At 49.4% G+C, this 18,549-nt stretch carries 20 protein-coding genes; 7 read left to right on the top strand and 13 right to left on the bottom strand.

Annotated elements, in window-relative coordinates:
* Positions 1–26 precede the first annotated feature (26 nt).
* Positions 27–1,184 (bottom strand): THUMP domain-containing class I SAM-dependent RNA methyltransferase, encoded by a 1,158-nt coding sequence (locus tag KB186_RS14920; RefSeq protein ID WP_173610408.1) that lies wholly within the window; start codon positions 1,182–1,184, stop codon positions 27–29.
* 207 nt (positions 1,185–1,391) lie between these two features.
* Between KB186_RS14920 and KB186_RS14915 the strand changes: the two genes are divergently transcribed.
* A complete protein-coding gene (locus KB186_RS14915) occupies positions 1,392–2,198 on the top strand; it encodes an Fpg/Nei family DNA glycosylase (RefSeq protein ID WP_173610407.1) in 807 nt (268 codons plus the stop codon).
* A gap of 17 nt (positions 2,199–2,215) precedes the next feature.
* Here KB186_RS14915 and KB186_RS14910 read toward each other — a convergent pair whose 3' ends face one another.
* The gene (locus tag KB186_RS14910) at positions 2,216–3,124 is read right to left on the bottom strand and encodes a GNAT family N-acetyltransferase (RefSeq protein ID WP_173610406.1); all 909 of its coding nucleotides are present in this window, start codon (positions 3,122–3,124) and stop codon (positions 2,216–2,218) included.
* Between the two features lie 143 nt (positions 3,125–3,267).
* Here KB186_RS14910 and KB186_RS14905 point away from each other — a divergent pair, with 143 nt between their 5' ends.
* A complete protein-coding gene (locus KB186_RS14905) occupies positions 3,268–3,672 on the top strand; it encodes a 2Fe-2S iron-sulfur cluster-binding protein (RefSeq protein WP_232773898.1) in 405 nt (134 codons plus the stop codon).
* A gap of 33 nt (positions 3,673–3,705) precedes the next feature.
* Positions 3,706–4,347: a thiamine diphosphokinase gene (locus KB186_RS14900; RefSeq protein ID WP_173610404.1), complete on the top strand. Its 642-nt coding sequence runs from the start codon at positions 3,706–3,708 to the stop codon at positions 4,345–4,347.
* A gap of 80 nt (positions 4,348–4,427) precedes the next feature.
* Here KB186_RS14900 and KB186_RS14895 read toward each other — a convergent pair whose 3' ends face one another.
* A complete protein-coding gene (locus KB186_RS14895; protein ID WP_173610403.1) occupies positions 4,428–5,117 on the bottom strand; it encodes a uracil-DNA glycosylase in 690 nt (229 codons plus the stop codon).
* A 223-nt stretch (positions 5,118–5,340) separates the two neighbouring features.
* Here KB186_RS14895 and KB186_RS14890 point away from each other — a divergent pair, with 223 nt between their 5' ends.
* The gene (locus KB186_RS14890; protein ID WP_015893706.1) at positions 5,341–5,856 is read left to right on the top strand and encodes a stalk domain-containing protein; all 516 of its coding nucleotides are present in this window, start codon (positions 5,341–5,343) and stop codon (positions 5,854–5,856) included.
* A gap of 202 nt (positions 5,857–6,058) precedes the next feature.
* Positions 6,059–6,910, top strand: coding sequence for an arylamine N-acetyltransferase (locus tag KB186_RS14885; RefSeq protein WP_221867326.1), 852 nt, complete (start codon positions 6,059–6,061; stop codon positions 6,908–6,910).
* 52 nt (positions 6,911–6,962) lie between these two features.
* Here the strand turns inward: KB186_RS14885 and KB186_RS28455 are convergent, their stop codons facing one another.
* Positions 6,963–7,331 carry a DUF6713 family protein gene (locus KB186_RS28455; RefSeq protein ID WP_312027523.1) on the bottom strand — a complete coding sequence of 123 codons (369 nt, stop codon included), beginning with the start codon at positions 7,329–7,331 and terminating at the stop codon, positions 6,963–6,965.
* A 206-nt stretch (positions 7,332–7,537) separates the two neighbouring features.
* Between KB186_RS28455 and KB186_RS14880 the strand changes: the two genes are divergently transcribed.
* The gene (locus KB186_RS14880; RefSeq protein WP_173610400.1) at positions 7,538–7,861 is read left to right on the top strand and encodes an antibiotic biosynthesis monooxygenase family protein; all 324 of its coding nucleotides are present in this window, start codon (positions 7,538–7,540) and stop codon (positions 7,859–7,861) included.
* 67 nt (positions 7,862–7,928) lie between these two features.
* Here KB186_RS14880 and KB186_RS14875 read toward each other — a convergent pair whose 3' ends face one another.
* From KB186_RS14875 to KB186_RS14860, 4 genes are all read right to left on the bottom strand, one after another.
* A complete protein-coding gene (locus KB186_RS14875; protein ID WP_232773897.1) occupies positions 7,929–9,383 on the bottom strand; it encodes a sigma-54 interaction domain-containing protein in 1,455 nt (484 codons plus the stop codon).
* A 26-nt stretch (positions 9,384–9,409) separates the two neighbouring features.
* Entirely contained in the window at positions 9,410–10,618 is a 1,209-nt protein-coding gene (locus KB186_RS14870; RefSeq protein WP_232773896.1) for a trans-sulfuration enzyme family protein, read from the bottom strand.
* 219 nt (positions 10,619–10,837) lie between these two features.
* Positions 10,838–12,559, bottom strand: a complete 1,722-nt coding sequence (locus KB186_RS14865; RefSeq protein ID WP_173610397.1) for a GMC family oxidoreductase — start codon at positions 12,557–12,559, stop codon at positions 10,838–10,840.
* Between the two features lie 15 nt (positions 12,560–12,574).
* The gene (locus KB186_RS14860) at positions 12,575–13,315 is read right to left on the bottom strand and encodes a gluconate 2-dehydrogenase subunit 3 family protein (RefSeq protein ID WP_217367147.1); all 741 of its coding nucleotides are present in this window, start codon (positions 13,313–13,315) and stop codon (positions 12,575–12,577) included.
* A 155-nt stretch (positions 13,316–13,470) separates the two neighbouring features.
* Between KB186_RS14860 and KB186_RS14855 the strand changes: the two genes are divergently transcribed.
* A complete protein-coding gene (locus KB186_RS14855; RefSeq protein ID WP_232773895.1) occupies positions 13,471–14,172 on the top strand; it encodes a hypothetical protein in 702 nt (233 codons plus the stop codon).
* 39 nt (positions 14,173–14,211) lie between these two features.
* Here the strand turns inward: KB186_RS14855 and KB186_RS14850 are convergent, their stop codons facing one another.
* Genes KB186_RS14850 through KB186_RS14830 form a run of 5 tightly spaced genes read right to left on the bottom strand, consistent with a single transcriptional unit; the run spans position 14,212 to position 18,123 of the window.
* Entirely contained in the window at positions 14,212–15,060 is an 849-nt protein-coding gene (locus KB186_RS14850) for an alpha/beta fold hydrolase (RefSeq protein ID WP_221867324.1), read from the bottom strand.
* Between the two features lie 16 nt (positions 15,061–15,076).
* Positions 15,077–15,865, bottom strand: coding sequence for an energy-coupling factor transporter transmembrane component T (locus tag KB186_RS14845; RefSeq protein WP_232773894.1), 789 nt, complete (start codon positions 15,863–15,865; stop codon positions 15,077–15,079).
* 1 nt (position 15,866) lies between these two features.
* Positions 15,867–16,682 carry an energy-coupling factor ABC transporter ATP-binding protein gene (locus tag KB186_RS14840; RefSeq protein WP_232773893.1) on the bottom strand — a complete coding sequence of 272 codons (816 nt, stop codon included), beginning with the start codon at positions 16,680–16,682 and terminating at the stop codon, positions 15,867–15,869.
* Positions 16,679–17,521, bottom strand: coding sequence for an energy-coupling factor ABC transporter ATP-binding protein (locus KB186_RS14835; RefSeq protein ID WP_173610391.1), 843 nt, complete (start codon positions 17,519–17,521; stop codon positions 16,679–16,681). The genes KB186_RS14840 and KB186_RS14835 overlap by 4 nt, the downstream gene beginning before the upstream one ends.
* Positions 17,518–18,123, bottom strand: a complete 606-nt coding sequence (locus KB186_RS14830) for a QueT transporter family protein (RefSeq protein WP_173610390.1) — start codon at positions 18,121–18,123, stop codon at positions 17,518–17,520. The genes KB186_RS14835 and KB186_RS14830 overlap by 4 nt, the downstream gene beginning before the upstream one ends.
* Positions 18,124–18,549 lie beyond the last annotated feature (426 nt).

Below are 18,549 nucleotides of genomic sequence, written 5' to 3'. Positions count from 1 at the left end.
CCTCCAATTATGCCCCTTCTTTCTGTTTATTCGGTCGGGGTAACCATTGGTCCGCGCGGCGGTCTAGGTCCGAAAAACTGATAGTAATCTACCTTGATATTTCCGTTGTAGAGCTTGCGCTTTTTGCTTGCTGTACGACCAAAATGCTCCTCGAACTGTTCGTCGGAAGTAATAATGTAGAAAGACCACGTATCCATGGCAGCAAAGGTTTTCCCCATTTCGCCATACATCTTGGCAACCTGCTTCCATTCTCCCAAGCGCTCCCCATAAGGTGGGTTGCAAATCAAGTAGCCGTACTTGCGCTTGGTTCGCACATCCCGTACATCCATGCGCTGAAAATGAATCAGGTCATCTACACCAGCCTCCGTCGCGTTGCGGCGGGCAATTTTCAGGATTTCGTCATCCATATCTGTCCCGATAATCTCCAGCTTTTGATCATAGCGCGCCAAATCATGCGTTTCTGCGCGAGCTTCACGCCAAGCTGTTTTCGGAATGATAGGCCATGTCTCGGAAACGAATTCCCGGTTCATTCCCGGAGCGATGTTTTGTCCAATCAACGCCGCCTCAATCGGAATTGTACCCGATCCACAGAATGGGTCCATGAATACCCGATCAGGCTTCCAGCGAGACAACATAATCATCGCCGCAGCCATGGTTTCCTTCAATGGTGCTTGTCCGATCAATTCCCGGTAGCCGCGCTTGTGCAGGCCCGGACCTGACGTATCAATCGTCAGCGTCGCCACATCCTTGAGAAGTGCCACCTCGATCTTGTACAGCGGTCCTTGCTCATCGAACCACTCGCGCTTGTAGGTCTTTTTCAGACTTTCTACGACTGCTTTTTTCACGATGGCTTGGCAATCCGGCACACTGAACAAGGTAGATTTGACCGATTTTCCTTCCACAGGAAACGTCCCATCCTCTGTGATCCAATCGGCCCACGGCAGTGCTTTTGTCTTTTCAAACAGCTCGTCAAACGTAGTTGCTTTGAACTCCCCTATCTTTAGACGCACGCGGTCGGCAGTTCGTAACCACAAATTTGTGCGGGGAATCGCAGAAATATCTGCGGTGAACGTTACCTTGCCGTTTTCCACCTGTACCGGACCGTATCCGAGCGCCTTCACTTCTTCTGCTACTACTGATTCCAAACCAAAAGTCGCCGTAGCGATCAATTCTACTTTTTGCATATGTAATCTCCTGTCCATCCAATAATCCTTCGGGTCATGCCCTCATCCTACTTACCTTACATATTATATTACCCCATTTCCTAATAGCGTTGGTAAACTTGTCTAAATTCAAAAGACCCATCACCAAAAAACAGTGACGGGTACGGCATGTGGATCATCCATATGGGAAATCCTACGAAAAACTTTGTGTAACGGGAGGGAGTCAGCGTGCCAGAATTACCTGAGATGGAGACCTATCGCCGACTGCTACAGGAGAAAATCGGTGGAGGAACGATAACAGCCACACACGTTCAGCGGGAAAAAACGATTAATCTGCCGCCTGCGGAATTTGCTCGTCTTTTGCAAAGCAATCGTCTGACACTTGTCGACCGGCGTGGCAAGCATCTTCTTTTCCATCTGGAAAGTGGACATGTTTTGCTGCTTCATCTGATGCTCGGCGGCTTTCTTTACCTGGGTTCTGCGGATGACAAGCTAAAGAGAACCGCCCAAGTGACTCTTGCTTTTGGAGAACGCATCTTATATTTTCACGGCCTCCGTTTAGGTTATCTGCATTTACTCACCAACGTTCAGATCGACGAAAGGCTGGCTCCTCTTGGGCCAGAGCCATTGGACATGCTGTTTACCTTTACCCGATTTACGGAGCTGCTCGCTGATAAACGCAGTGTCCTCAAAACAGCATTAGTCAATCAGCATTGGCTTGCGGGCATCGGCAACTGCTATGCGGACGAAATCTGCTTTCATGCCGCCATCCTGCCTACCAGGACGATCCCGACACTTTCTCTCGAGGAACAAAAACGACTGTATCATTCCATGCAAACCGTGCTTAAAGAAGCAATTCGATTCGGCGGTTACATGCAGCCGCTTTTTCAAGGCGATTCCCTGACAGGGGGCTTCGATGAGCGCTGTCAGGTGTACGATCGCGGTGGAGAGCCTTGCCCGCGCTGTGGACAGCCTATTGAAAAGAGCGAGCTCTCCTCCCGCAAAGTATTTGCCTGCACGAACTGCCAGCATTGACAGACTTCTTTACTCCCTTAAACAACAGGGGTCTGTGCAGGTTCCATCTGCTTGATCATAAACACCTGCTCTGTCTCGGAAGGACTGAATCCCGTCGCTTGCAGTATTTCGACAAGCAAGGTATCAGCCGCACGCAAATTAAACGTAGACCGGCGGCAATCGTGTGCAAGCGGCCCATACACATGCACGAGTGCGGTTTTCAAAATGTCTGGTGCATCAGGATGCTCTGGCTGTGCTACACATTGACGCAGCACGATCCCACTCACTTTGCCTTCTTCGTTTACCGCACACTTGTACATCGCATAGCCGACCGCCTGACCCTCTCTGTCTTCTACGAGCACGGCCTGCGCGTCTCGCAAGTTCACCCAGTAGTTTTGCCAAGGGACATCGGTCACGTAAAACGGCAGCGTCGCGGCTTCCTGGGCCAAAATGCGCCGAACCCGATAATCAGCCTGTTCATTTGTCTGAAAGGCATTCTCTGCCAGCGATCCACTCTGCTGCAAAAACAACAGACGATCCACGACGTCATAGCCTTTTTGCTCATACAAAGCAATCGCTTTGGTATTTTGGCTCAACGCCTCCAAGGTAGCTACTTCCACCCCAGCTTCCCTGTACAGATCCAATGTCGCCTCGATCAGCTGCTTCCCTACTCCTTGGCGACGATATTCCGTGGCGACACCCGTTCCACCATTCCACGCGACTTTTTTCCCTGCAACGGTCCTCATCCCGCTGGCCACTAAGCCAATCGGCTCTGTGCCGTCAAAAGCAACCACAGACAGGGACAGCACGTAGCCCTCGCCCCCCAGTCGCTGGACAAGCATTTCTTCTGTCATCGTAAACTCGATAAAATAGCCTTCAAAGCCTCTGTTCCACGCTTTGGTCACTTCTGCAAAGGTACAGTCGCTCATCCGCTTGATGGTAATCATGGTATCACCTTCCTGGTTTTTGATAAAATTATTTTAATCGATAAAATCTAAAAATTCAATTATCTTCGAACACTTTCTCCAGCTTTGTCACCTACACGCCTGACATGGTAATATGAAAAAAATCACTTACTCGGGAGGTTCCTATGCGCAAACAGCTTACGGTCGGCTCGCTCATTCCTGGACGATCTGACGTACAGATGTCGAGTCCAGCTCCCGTTCCCGTGCATACGCATACGTCGTTGAAAAAAACAGATCCGGCTCGCCCACAATCAGAGCAAAAGCTCATACAGGTGAAGCAACGCTCACAAACGATGCCAATCCGGTACACTCCCTCCGAGACATTATTACAAGCTGCGCTCACGCAAGATCAACCCATCGCTTACAAATGCCAACAAGGGCATTGCGGCAAGTGCAGTGTACAAATCGTAGCTGGTGCATCATTACTCGACACCCCGACTGGACAGGAAAAAGCAAAGTTGGGAGAAAAACTCGCTACAGGCTATCGTCTCGCTTGTCAGAGCACATTTCGCTCTTCGATTCCTACATAGAGGATATTTCCAATAGAAAAAGGTGGCCGTAGCATGAATCCTACACGCATCCTACTATTCGCAGGAGGCAATCTGGGCAACTGGGCGATCCAAGAGATACGAGAAAATGATTGGCTCGTCGGTGTTGACAGAGGTGCCTTGTTCCTCGTTCGCAACGGTCTTGTGCCAAAATTGTCGATCGGTGACTTTGATTCTGTCAGCTCCGAGGAAATGGCGGAAATTGAACGCCACAGTATGCACGTCTCCTCTTGCGATCCTGTTATGAAAGATTTAACCGATACAGAGATGGCCCTTACTTGGGCAATCGAGCAACAGCCCGAGGAAATTGTGTTGCTCGGTGTGCTCGGCTCTCGTTTTGACCATATGCTGGCAAACGTACAGTTGCTGAACAAAGCGTTACAGACGGGCACCAACTGCCGCATCCTCGATGAGACCAATGAAATCCGTCTGATTGACCGCCAGAGTACGATAGAGCAGAATCATTTTGATCATATCTCCCTGCTGCCTTTTACACCGGAAGTCACAGGGATTACCTTAACCGGATTCCTCTATCCATTGGAGGACGCAACCCTGCGGATTGGTGACACTCTTGGTATCAGCAATCTGCTAACGGAACAGACTGGAACGATCACGATTCAAACGGGCATGCTGCTCGTTGTCAAAAGCAAAGACTAATCACATCAATAAAGAAAGGATCTCCCTTGCATGCTGAAAAACAATGGAGATCCTTTTCCTTTTACCTTCACAAATGCAAGCTACTCTTCCTCTACATGCATTGGCAACTGCCAATCAATCTCTTGAAGCCCGCGCGAACGCAAAAACTCATTAGTCCGCGAAAAAGGACGACTGCCAAAAAAGCCGCGATTCGCCGAAAACGGGCTCGGATGCGGGGAGGCGATGACGAAATGCTTGTTTCGATCAATAAATGCCGCCTTCTCCTGCGCATGCTTACCCCACAGGATGAAAACAAGTGGAGTCTCCCGGTCGTTCAACAAATGGATAATTCGATCCGTAAACGTCTCCCACCCAATGTCCTTGTGCGAATTCGGGGTGCCCTGACGAACTGTCAGAACGGTGTTCAGCATCATGACGCCTTGCTTCGCCCAATGGTTCAGGTAACCATGCTGGGGAATTTCAAAACCGACATCGCTTTTCAACTCTTTGTAAATGTTGACCAGAGACGGCGGCGGCTTGATTCCCGGCCTGACCGAAAAGCTCAATCCATGTGCTTGTCCGGGTCCGTGATACGGGTCCTGCCCCAAAATCACAACCTTTGCATTCTGATATTCAGTCAGGTGCAGCGCTGTGAATATATGATACATATCCGGGTAGATTGTCTGCGTCTGATACTCTTCCTTCAACGTTTGACGAAGCTTTACATAATAGGGCTTCTCGAATTCATCGGCCAACACGGGGGCCCAGTCATTTTGCAATATGGTAGCCATGTTCCTCACCTTGTCCGCTGTTTTTTTCTACCTTACCACAAACTTTCCAATCACTGAACCACTGATTCGAGAACTAGGACTATTCTGATTTAGTCCTAGTTTTCCCATGATTCCTAGTCTTTGTTTCCTAGTACCCTCGTTTGATAGCTTTTCTCCTATGATCTTTGACATAATGATGGCTGGGAAGATTTAGAGAAAAGAGAAAGGGAGAGGGTTTCACATCATGAAATGGGACATCAAGTCATTTTTGGGGGGCATTGTTGTAGGTTCGGTGCTCTTTTCCGGAATTGCCATTGCAGCACCCGCTTTTCCAGACGCGGAAGAAGGAATGAAAACACCGTTCACCTACTACTTTGACGGGTTGCCAAAATCACCAAACAGCGACGTACAAGGCATCATGTACAAAAACTCCGTCTATGTTCCAATCCGTTTCGTAGCTGAGAACCTGAACAAACCGGTCATTTACGACGCGAGAACCAAATCGATTTTCATCGGTAAAATTCCATCAGCAAAAATGTACTCCAAAATGGAAGCGATCGAGCTGGTGAAAAAGAAATTCGCTGGCAAACTCTCGCCGACACATGTAGTCGAGTACGCTCATGACGACGAAAAAGGTCACTATGTCATCCAAGTCTACCAAACGGTCGTTAACAACTTCCAATCTGGCGACAGCTACACCAGTACGTATGGCTGGTTCGTGGTGAACCCGAATACCGGGGAAATTAAGTCGTTGTTATAATTTCTTCTGCACTTATTTATTCGTACGAAAAAGACAGCGGACTAGGGACCCGCTAGCACCGGAGGATATCCTTCCGGTGCCTTTTTGTTTTCTGGGAAAATTTAGGTTGAATACCACTTGTCCCTTGTGATACGATCTCCTTACCGACACTTAACAAACATTTTTATTTATTAATTATTTTATGAAAGGAGTGAACTTGTTTATGTCTGACTTACCGAACTGGGCGAGTGTATACCTACAACGATTACAGCTAGACCGCAAGTCCCCTAGCCTCTCTTATCTCAGTCAGCTCTGTCGTGCGCATCTGCAAACCTTCCCTTATGAAAATGTAAGCAAGCTGCTCTTCTTTCGTGACCGAAAAAATGATATACCTTCCCCGGAAGAATATGTACAAAACGCAATCAGTCATCACTTCGGCGGCACGTGCATGACAAATAATCACAGTTTTCTCGCACTGCTTCGTGCACTTGGATTTTCTGGTAATCTGGTCTTGCCAGGCGGAGGGCATGCTGCCATCCTGATCGATGGTCCCAATACGGGAGAAACACCTGTCTATGTAGATACAGGCGCTACTGCTCCTATCTTTGAGCCGATTCATTTTCTGGAAAGCGGGAACCACGCCAGAAGTTTTGGCACTGTCTCGATGGATTTGACCAAAAGTCCCGATCATCCTGAACACTATCGCTTTACGCGGTATGAAAACGGAAAAGTGGCAATTCCTCCGTGGGATTTTCATCCGAATGAACGAAAAGAACTGTCCGACTTGTCCGAAGTCATCCGCTCCTCTTTTTTACCAGACGCCTTCTTTTTGAATCGACTTCACATCCATCGTTTTCAGCTGGAGCAAGATCGCTTCGTGGTCCTCAAAAACAACACTCTCCACATCGGTTATTCAGATGGCACAGACCAGATAACACCCCTCCACACTATCTCTGATATAGAAGCTGCCGTAGCCGATGAAATGCAACTGCCACTTCTCCCTGTTCGCGAGGCGGTAGAAATCCTGCTTGAGCGTGGTATTGATATTTTTACTGCTCCCAAAAAGGACACATGAGTTTTCATATTGCTATCGAATCAAACATCTTTGTCTTTGATATTATTGGTACTCAGTTATTAAATAGTAATGCTAAATGAATAGCCGCAAGGATTCCCATTGGATAAATAATTGTTCTTGAAAATGTATTTTTAAATCCATTACGGGGGTGCTTTTCAAAAAATAGGTGCAGAATTGTATGTATGATTAAAAATAAATCTAGGACCCAAAAAGTTACTGTCTGATATTTACTAAAAAGTAAACAGAGTATGATTGTGTAAAGTGGAAGGTGGATAAATGTGAATACTTGATAAGCTTTAGAATCTTCCATATCCTTAAGCACGATAAACAATCTCCACTCAGAACGTCTTATCGAATCCATTTCGTGCAAAAGAAATAAAGATAAGTTTATCAAGAATATCACAAGCAAGAGATCAGGCATTTAAAGCCCCCCTACAATTTTATTACTTTATGTTACTACACCCTAATAAATAAAGAGGTCAAAATACAAATCGAACACAACATTATCACAATTTGGAAAACCATGGCCTGTTCGTCCTGCCATTTCCTAATATCTGGTTGACAATGATAATATTTCTCAATAATATGGGAAAGTAGGGAAATGGGATATAAGGAGTGTCGCACTTCATGATGATGGAAATAAAAACTTACGTCGTCCAGGAAGGTCATTCAGACAAAATCGTACAAGGCTTTAGCGAGCCTGGTGCTGTTGAGAAGGCTCCTGGCTTTGTAGATTTGAGCGTGCTGGTACAGAAGCCACGCAAAGGCGAAGAAGAAGTGGTCGTCATGATCCGTTGGGAATCAAAAGAGGCGTGGAAGCAGTGGGAGCTGAGTGATGTTCATCTGGCAGGTCACCGCCAAGCACGTGAAGAAGAAACTCCTGAGTGGTACATTAGCGGCAAAACCGGCCATTACGAGCTGAAAGCGAAAAAAGAACCGCAGCCTTCGTAAATACAAGCAAACCAGCCCAGACCTCGGAAAACTCCGCGATCAATTCTGGCTGGTTTTTTTATTTCCTCTACCCTTTTTCCAATCCGTACTTCTCCATCTTCCGATACAAGGTCGACAAGCTGATTTGCAGCTCATTGGCAATCGCGGCTTTGTCCTGTCCATACTTGCCTGCATTCAAATAGCGCTGGAGAATGGAGCGTTCGTATTCTGCCACCAGCTTTTCCAGTCCCAAATCGCTGCCTGCTGTCGGCGGCCCATCCTCGAACAGCAAATACTCAGGAAGCTCCTCGTTGCCGATGACTTGCCCCTCCGCCATGTTGACCATATACTCGACGGCATTTTCCAGCTGACGTATATTCCCCGGCCATTCGTATGCTTGTAGTCGTTGGACGAGCTGGGCTTCGAGCTCCAGTCTGCCTTTTTGCAGCAACGTCCCGTACCGATACAGGAAGTGCTGCAAGTAAAGCGCGATATCCTCCGTACGTTCACGCAACGGCTTTAACCGCAGCGGGATGACATTGAGTCGATAATACAAATCCTCGCGAAACGTCCCTTCCCTGACCATGCTCTCCAAATCTCTGTGTGTAGCCGCAATGACACGTACATCCACCCCTAACGTCTTCACGCCGCCTACCCGATCTACTGTTTTCTCCTGAAGGACGCGCAGCAGCTTGGGTTGGAGGGACAACGGAATATCGCCGACTTCATCCAGAAAAATCGTTCCCTTGTGGGCCAATTCAAATTTCCCCGGCTTGCCTTCGCGTCTGGAGCCTGTGAATGCGCCGCCCTCGTACCCGAACAATTCGCTTTCTAGCAGAGTCTCGGGAATCGCTGCGCAATTGACTGCCACAAACGGCTGTCTGCTGCGCACACTCTCGCAGTGAATGGCTTTGGCCAACAGCTCCTTGCCCGTTCCGCTCTCTCCCCGGATCAAAACAGTGGATATGCTGTTCGTCACTTTTTTCGCTTTGGCAATCACATCGCGCAAGCCTGTTTCCGCCCCAATCAACTGGGCGAAATACACCGGATGAACCGAGGCCTGCGGCATTTCCTCCTGAATATTGCAGCTCTTCTCCCGCTCCGCATCCAGCTCTAGCAGCTTGTGCTCTATCAAGGAACTCGTATGCTGCAAAAACGGCATCCATTTTTCCGAGTGGTGCAGCATTTTTTCCTTTTGTTCAAGGGAAAAGCCGATAATTCCGATGACTCCTACCGTCTTCTCCCGTTTGTGCACAGGAAATCCAATCGTCGCCAGCTCCTGGCATTGCTGCAAAAACTTGCAATTGCCACACTCCGACTCGTTTTTTTTCATGTCAAAAATCATTCCCGGCTGTCCGGTTTGCAGGATCATTCGGAAAAACGATCCCTCCGGCGCAGGCAATCCAATCAACTCCTGATAGTAGCCGGTTCCGCTTACACGTATCCCTTGTTCATCCAGGATGGTGACATCGAGTCCCAGTACCTTGGAAATATTGTCGGCGTACGATTGAATGAATTCCTCGATCCGGGAAAACTCTGTCATGCCAAATCCTCCAGTTTCACGTTCCTTTATCCCCTGGTCGCTGCCGCCATTGGCAGACTAGCCAGTGCCTGCTCCAAATCTGCGATGATATCCTCCACATCCTCCAAGCCAGTCGATAAGCGAATCAGACCGTCCGTGATGTTGAACTTGATCCGCTCAGAGGCAGGGATCGAGGAATGGGTCATCGAGGCAGGATGCTGTACCAGTGTCTCGGGATCTCCTAAACTAAACGATATCATAGCCAAGCGCAGAGCGTTAATGAAAGATTTGGCTGCCTCGTAGCCGCCCTTTACTTCAAAGGAAACGATCCCGCCCATTCCAGCCATTTGCCGTTTAGCCAGCTCATGCTGTGGATGCGAAGGCAGACCAGGGTAGTAGACGTGCGAGATCGCAGGGTGCTGTGCCAAAAACTCCGCCACTGCCTGTGCGTTTTGTCTATGCTGTCTGACGCGCAAGCCGAGTGTCTTTAGCCCACGCAGGATTAAAAAAGCATCCCAAGCATTCAAATTTTGTCCCAAGTCACCCATGACATTTTTGCGCATGAATTGGATATGCTCCTGCTTCCCGACGATGAAGCCCGCGATGACATCGCCATGTCCGTTTAAATATTTGGTGGCGCTATGGACGACGACATCCGCCCCCAGCTCAAGCGGTCGCTGCAAATACGGCGTTAAGAAGGTGTTGTCGACGATTACCACAATGCCATGTGCGTGCGCCAATCGCGACAGCGCCGAGATATCTAACACAGTCAGGCACGGGTTCGAGGGTGTTTCGATGTACAAGACTTTTGTGTTTGGCAAAAAGGCACTCTCGACTGCGTGCAAATCGGTGCAATCGACGAAGTCCGTCGCAATGCCATAACGCGGGGCCATGGTCGTAAGAAACTTGTAGCTCCCCCCGTACACATCTCGCGTACACACCACATGATCACCCTGCTTCAAAAAGGCGAGCAAAGCCCCCGAAATGGCTGCCATCCCACTGCTTACACCCAAGGCAGCTTCGCCATTTTCCAATGCGGCGATCTTTTGTTCCAAAGTGGTAATGGTAGGGTTGCCATATCTTCCGTAGTACGTTCCTTCCCGCTCGCCAGCCACGCACGCTGCGGCGGAGTCTGCATCTGGAAACGCGTAGGCCACGGCAGGCACCACTGCGGATACGACGGCTCCTGTTTTTTGGCAAGGCGTTTGTGCGGTATGAATAATGGAGGTGTCCATCTTCCACTTGTTTGTCGTCATTGATTGTCTCTCCCTTTGGTTTGTGCTGTTACCAAAGGGTATAGCAAGGAGCATGCCAACATGAGAAACCGCATTATACCAGTACTTTTCGCTTTTGGTGCTTGTAGACATTCGCAATCATGCAAATGAACTTTTTCAAATGCACGCAAAAAAGCCGTTAGTTGCCCCAACGACTTTTCTCATAGTTGCAATTACGTTTTGCATGACTAGAAAAACAGCTTATACGAGCATGCCACCCGCGCTTTTCCTGTACTTCAAAATACCCTCTGCCGCTCGATAGGAGAGAGCACCCATCGTTCCAGTCGGATTGTAGCCGCTATTGTGTGCAAAGGCAGAAGCTCCGACGACAAATACGTTTTCTGCATCCCACATCTGCAAATAGTTGTTGACTGCCGAAGTGTCAGGTGATGCGCCCATGATGACGCCGCCTGTATTATGCGTCGATTGGTATGGTGTGATATCGTAGGGCCCGAGCTTACGGTTGATTTCGAGCTTATCGCTCGCACCCATTTCTTTGACAATTTCCGCGCACTTATCTGCACAAAAAGCCGCCAGCTCTCTGTCCTGGTCGACGAAATCATACGTTATGCGGATTAACGGATCACCAAATGCATCCTTGTACGTCGGGTCCAGATCAAGGAAGTGCTGTTGAAATGGCATCGAAGCTCCTTGGGCGCCTACGGATATGAACCGATTCGCGTATTTGATCGAGGCAGCCTTGAAATCCTTGCCCCAGCTAGGCGTTCCCGGCGGTACCTTATTCGTGCCGATTGGTCGGAAGCCGGTTTGTGTGACAGAGATATTCGCGCCATGGATAAATTTCAAATCGGAGTGATCGAAGTTATCACCGTTGTAGTCATCCAGACACATTCCCAACGATCCCGCGCCTGCATAATTGTTAAACTCCTTGTCGTCGAAGAAGCCCACCGCGCCTCCTCTTATGACCTGATAGGCGTAGTTTTTACCGATCACGCCTTTTCCCGTTGCTGGATCATATGGTTTTCCCAGCTTGGACATGAGCAAAATTCGCGTGTTATTGAATACATAGCTGGTCATCACCACTATATCGGCGGGCTGTTCGAATTCCTCCCCTGTCGTGACATCTGTATACAAGACGCCTGTCGCCTTGTTCCCTGTATGTAAAATTCTGCGGACATGGGAATGCGTGCGAATCTCAAACTTTCCTGTCTTCTTGGCGACCGGGATCACAGTCACTACGGGATCGGCTTTTGCTCCGTACTCACAACCAAACCTTTCACAGAAGCCGCAGTACTGACAAGCTGCCCGTGCCACCCCGTCTGGATTCGTATAGGCTTGCGAGAGATTTGCCGATGGAAGGATGTATGGATGCAGGTTTTTCTTTTTCGCGGCATCCGCAAACATTTTCATGCTCGGTGTAGTACGCATCGGAGGTATCGGATAAGGACTGGAGCGTTTCCCCCCCAACGGATTCTCCTCGCCAGCGATTCCCGCCATCTTTTCAAACTTATCGAAGTACGGCTCCAGTTGATCGTAGGTAATGCCCCAATCCTGGATCGTCATTCCCTCTGGAATTTTCTTTGCCCCATACCGTTCAATCGTCTTGGAGCGGATCTCGAAATCATACGGCAGGAAGCGGAAGGTCTGTCCGTTCCAGTGGACACCAGATCCCCCGAGTCCTGTCCCGAGCAAAAAGGAACCGTAGGACCGCATGGGAAGCGCACGAACGTTCATTCTACTGCGGAACGTAATCGTTTCCTTGGACAAATCTTGCATCAACTCGTAGCGAAGAGCGTAACGCAATTCGTCGTGTACCATGAAGTAGTCTTCCGTTTTGCGCTCCTTGCCTCGCTCTAGTCCCACTACGGTCAGACCTTGCTTGGTTAGCTCAGAAGCGATAATGCCTCCTCCCCAGCCCACCCCTACGATCACGACGTCAACCTTAGGCAACTTTTTGGCCATATGTACTGTCCTCCCTTAATGTTGATGATCCCGCAAGCTTAAGGGAGCCATCTTCACAAACTCAGGCTTGTCAATCACCTGTGTATACGCCATCTGATTACCTGGGAAATTCTTCATTTTCCAGCCGTCCATATTTTTATTGCCTCCGTATAGAGGGTCTGCATAAACGCCTTCGATCGTACTGGCCCGCAGCATGTTGAAAAAAGTGCTCGCCGAAATGGTCGTCAATTTTACTTCATCGGTTTCAAAAGCCTTTAAAACAGCGTCTTGCTGTTCCGGCGGGAGCTCATAAAACCGTTTTCCGTGGGTACTGTTACTGTAGTTGTTCATCTCTTGAAGGCCGATATCGAATATTTCCCTTCGTTTCAACCTGCCTTGATAGCCCTGTGTAATCTCACCTGGATAAAAGGGAGCTTGCATGTATTCTCGAGCATTAAAGCCCCAATCACCCGCTAGCTGGTGGTCAATGAAATAAGCTGCACCGAGTGCCTTCGCGCCCGGCCCCAGCTCATCCTCAGGAAAAATGCGCTCACAAGCAGCATCCGCCACCTTGAATTGTTCAGGCGTAAAAAACATGAGCGCCTGATTGTAATCGGCCGCGGGGGGCGGTGCTGCTGGCTGCGCCGGGGGTTCCGGTTTGCGGAGCAAGCTCCCTGCCACGCCACCCACGACCAAGCTACCAAGCACCAAGCCAGAGTTTTTCAAGAAGTTCCTTCGGGATACTGGCTGCTCCTTCACGTTGTTTGAATCTGCCAAGTCTACCACCTCCAGTGATTTCCTTCCTTTGGTTTGTGCATTTTTTACCCAAGATAATCGTGGTAGCGGAAATTTTTCCAACAAGCTCCACTCATAACTTCAGGCAGCGAACAAAAGATAACTTTACATAGGTAGGAAGACTTGGAGGGATTGTGATGAAGCACTTCCACAAATGGGTTGGAACCGCAGGATTAGGAACTGTACTTTTACTGACAGCTTGTATGAATCAAGCCGCTCCGCCTACGAAGCCACAGCCACACACGCCAGCACGGACACAGTCCGTTGCGGAAGCTCCAAAAGGTGCTACGGTTATTCCAAGCGTGGATCGCGATAAGAAACTCACGACAAACGCACACGGTCATACGTATAGCGGTATGGGCAATGCTCTCTACAGCTCCATGGGCAGCTCACACCTGCACACGGGTGGTCCTTCTACTAAGCTGGAAGCCCAACTGAAAGCAGCGGGCGTTCACGGCGTCCAGGCATTGATTGTAAATGATGCGATCTATTTGGCACCTTCTACTGCCAATGCACAATCAATCAATCAAATGGACCCGATGCAGTCCCATCTCATCAGCAATTACTCTGGAAGCTCCAGTCGCGGGCACGATGATGCCCGGACAAAATCAGGGAGCGGAACCTCAGGGACATTGGGTACGAGCGATCATCGGAACACATTTGCACAAGCTCGCACCCAAATCGAGCGAATCTATGGAACGGATACACCCGTGAAGTTCGTGAGCTCAAAAAAAGGCATCAAAGCGCTAGAAACGGTGAAAAAGCACATAAGAGATCAAAAGAATCAGCAAGCCATGGCAGAACAGTTGAACGTGCTCATTCGTGAAGCGAAGCGGTAAACAAAGAAAAAGGGACAAGCACACTCGCTTGTCCCTTCCTTATTTCGATAAAAAATCATGGATTTCGTTCACGGTCTCTTGCGGATGCGTCACCATCAGCAAGTGTTGTGCTTTCGGTATCATTTTCACCTTGGCCTGCTTCACAATCCGTTGATAATGGACGACTGCCTGACGATGAAACTGCTGCTCTTCTTTTGACATTAGGCTGTCGTCAGCCAGTAGTAAAAGCACAGGGCATGTCAGCAGTTGGAACAATTCCGGCTGGCTGTGGACGCTGTACTCCTGGAAGTAAGCAGAGAACGCTTCCCTCGGCAAACGGTAACCGTAGCTGCCGTCTTCCCTTTTCAAAAGCTCGTCTCGCATCCAGCCCTTTGGCATCATTTTCGTACCATACCGCTCTGCGAACTGCCTTTCTGCTTCCTCTACCGAAGAAAACCGCGTGGTAGTCAGCCGGTCGACAACCTTCTCCCTATTGAATCCGGGCACTTCACCCAAGGAATAATAGCCTCCATCCAGCAAAACGAGCGAAGCTACGCGCTTGGGCTCGCGAATCGCAAGCATCTGGGCAGGCACAGCAGAAAAGGATGCTGCGACAATCGTGACTTGTTCGAGCTGTTCTTTCTCCAAAAGTTGAATCAAATCCGTGACGATCCGCTCAAATGAAAAGGAACCATGGCTCACAGAATTCCCGTGACCACGGATATCTACCGCAATCACCCGATATCGCTCTGCCAATGCTGGCAAGATGGGCGCAAAGAGTAGCTTGGTGTTGCGAATGCCATGCAAAAGCAGCAGGGCAGGTGCATCTGGCTTTCCTGTTACGCCGTACTCCAGCGTGCCCCCTTCTACCTGCAAACGATTGACTTGCGAGAACAATTCTTCGTTCATTTTGCCTGCCTCCTTACTAAATACGCCCTGGAATTAGTACGCCAATATGATCGGGATGCAACCTGGTGATGTAAAATAGTGCCGCGACGATGCATAAACCGACCACTAATGTGATTACTTCCGTTTTTCTCCACCGTTTACTGCGGTAAAAACGATGCTGACTGTTACGCATGCGAAAGCCTTTGGCATCCAATGCATTGGCGATCAATTGCACACGCTTGAGAGAATTGAAGATGAGCGGTACGAGCAAATAGCTGTACTTCCTAATGCGTTCTGGAACACTTCCTTCACTCGTCGACATCCCTCGTACCATCTGCGCTTCCCGAATGATCGCCAAATCATTTTTGACGAGGGGGATAAAGCGAAAAATGAGCGAGAGCAAATAGCTGATCGGAAATGGCACGCCAATCCCGCGAAGTCCCATTGCGATTTCTCTGGGCGTTGTCGTAAACACATAATACATGGACAATAGTGCTACATTTGCCAATCGTAGTCCCATTCCCAATGCCCATAAGACACCGACATCCGTAATTTGCACGGGATAGTGGATCAACGGAATGGTGCTGCTCCAGTACGGAGTGCCTACATTGGTAAACGGCAGCCACGTAATCACTGCAAAGCACGAACCGATTCCACCAACCAGTACATACGCCTTGATCATGGAGCGCTCCCAGCCCAGCTTGGCAATCAGTGCCATGTTTATCGCCAACAGAATGATAAGCGCGCGCGGGTCCTGGAATAAAAAAGGGAGCAAGCCCAGCAGCATAAATACAAGCAGCGCGTAGCTCGGATGGGCATTCTTCATCTTAGTTCCCCTCTCCCAGCAGCTGTTTTTTCATCGCTGTCAGCGTGAGTGGAATCGGGTCAAGGACACCCACCGCTTTCCCGAAACGATACATAGCAGGCGCTTCTACTTGGGCAGCAGCTAATACTTGCGGCTGCGAAAATACGTGCTGTGGGTCCCCGTCGCATAGCAGCTTTCCTTTATGCATAACGATCACTCGCTGGGCGTACTCCGCTACCAGACGCATATCATGCGTGATGACGATAATGGTATGGCCTTCCGCGTGTAAATGCCGTACCAACTCCATCATTTCCTGCATCCCTCGGTAATCGAGACCGGTCGTAGGCTCGTCCAGTACGATCACTTGCGGCTTCATCGCCAAGATCGAAGCCACCGCAATTTTTTGCCGCGTGCCTTTGCTCGAAAAATGAGGCTCTTCTTCGCCTTTGTCGGATAACCCCACTGCTGCCAACGCCTCCGCGACAGCTTGCTCAATCTTTTCAGACGGCCAGCCCATGTTTTTGGGCCCAAATGCTACCTCCGCCTTGATGGTCGAATGAAAGATTTGATGATCAGGATTTTGATAGCAATACGCCACGACTCTTGATAGTTGGGCAACATTCATCGTCTTGGTATCAAGACCATTCACTTTGACGGTACCCTGTGTCGGTTTGTATAAACCGTTACAATGCTTGGCCAACGTCGTTTTACCGGAACCATTTCCCCCGATGATCGCGACGAATTCTCCCTGTTTTAGTTGGAGCGAAACGCCATGCAGCACCGGCTTTTCTTTTTCATAGCCATACCAGACCTCATCGAATTCAATGACGGTAGTCACAGGCTTCCCTCCCGAACGAGCTTTCCTTCCTTGTAGTGGAGTGCCAGCTCCTCAACAGTCAGAGGCACACCAGCAGAGGAGGCCGACATGACGCCTCCCTGACATAGCTGGTGGTAGAGTCGGATGACGTCCGGGACCAATATACCATGCTCGTCCAACATGTCCACTTGGGCAAAAAATTGGCGAGTCGGCTGGTCCAATACGATTTTCCCCCCGGCAATCAGAATCATTCGGTCGCAAAAGGCCGCGAGCTCTTCCGTTGCATGGGACGATACCACAATCGTCATTTCTTTTTCCTGCTTCAGCCGTGAAAGGAGCGAGAAGACCTCCCGCGCTCCCACCGGGTCCAGCTCGGAAGTAGGCTCATCCAAAATGAGCACCTGCGGACTGTGGGAAAGAGCGGATGCAATTGCGACCCGCTGCTTTTCTCCCCCCGACAGCTCAAGAGGCGAACGATTAGCAAAGCCGTGCAAGCCGATCAGATCGAGTACTTCTTCCATTCTTTTTTCCATTCGCTCGTCCGACCAACCGGCATTCTCAAGCGAGAAAGCAAGCTCCTCTTCGACGGTCAGCCCGATGAACTGGGTTTCCGGGTCTTGAAAGACGATGCCTTGCTCGCTTTTGGACTCGACACTCCCCACGAAGTGTCCGCCGTAGTTAGACGGAATCAGACCCGACATCGTCAATAGCAGCGTCGTTTTCCCTGCGGCAGCAGGCCCGACGATGCCAACCACTTCCCCTGGATAGAGCGCCAGATGAATGTCCGCTAACGCAGGCATTGCTCCCTCTTCATAGTGCCAATAGACTCCGTTTACTCGCAGCAATGGTTCTGTTTTCACCTTGCGATCCTGCTTTCATTTCCAAGATAGTTGAATTCCTGCAAGGGACGGCCTCGGTATAGTCCAGAGCGTTTCACAAATGGGTACAACAGCTTCAAGAGGATTGGCCCCAGAATCGCCGTTGAAATGGCTTGGTTCAAGAACACGGTTGGGATGTACCAGACCGCCACTTCTTTTGGTGTCAGACCCAGTGCCACGTTAATCAAAATCGCGCACGCTACCACAATCGAGCTGATAATGACAACAAACACGATGTATTGAAGGATGCTCCGCTTTGTTTTCAGTGCAGGGTGACTCACAGCGAGCAACCCGATAAAGCCTCCCATAAAATTAGAAAAGAAACCGACCGCGATCGCATGAGGCGGGGCGCTTCCGGTTAACAAATCACTGACCATATTTCCAAAGGCAAGGCCAATGCATCCCGGCAGGCCGAATAACATGCCAAATACGGGCTGAAGGGCATTGGCTGGACGGATCGGAACGGAAGGAATGAGCTTGATATTGGCAAGCATAATAATGGCAACAGCGTAGAGCGCGGCAGTGACGACAATCAGAACGTAATCTACTGTCGTCCATTTCCGCCGGAATAGAGTCGAAAACATCAGAATAAACCCTCCTTGTGTCAAGCGCTAATGTTTGGAATATTCCTGTAGCCAGTTTACTCTCTCTTTACCTGATCGTCTAGAAGAACCCCTTTGTTCTGGCTGTAGTGGTGGGGAGGAAACAGAAGAAAACGCTCAGCTTCTAGGGCCACCCCCTGGGGGATTGACTGCACGACTCCATGCAAAAAGCGAAACCGCGTCCAAAGTGGTCCAATCAGGATGTGCTTCAGAGGTGGACGCTTAAGGGCATGTTTCGCTTTTTGCATTCCGTCTCGGTCGGTGTCCCTAAGATCTTCGCTTATTTCTCCTGTTTCCTCTGCGAGCTGCTTGTTTTACCCCTGCTTGATTGGGGCGAATCTGGATGAATAAAAAAGAGAGAGAATCATTGTTCTCTCTCCTGAATCCACTTTCAAAAATGATTACCAA

Origin of the sequence: Brevibacillus sp. AF8 (genome assembly GCF_021270385.1) — a bacterium.
Lineage (GTDB): Bacteria > Bacillota > Bacilli > Brevibacillales > Brevibacillaceae > Brevibacillus.
Note: the sequence above shows the minus strand (reverse complement) of the source record. Positions and strands in the feature narration are given on the sequence as shown.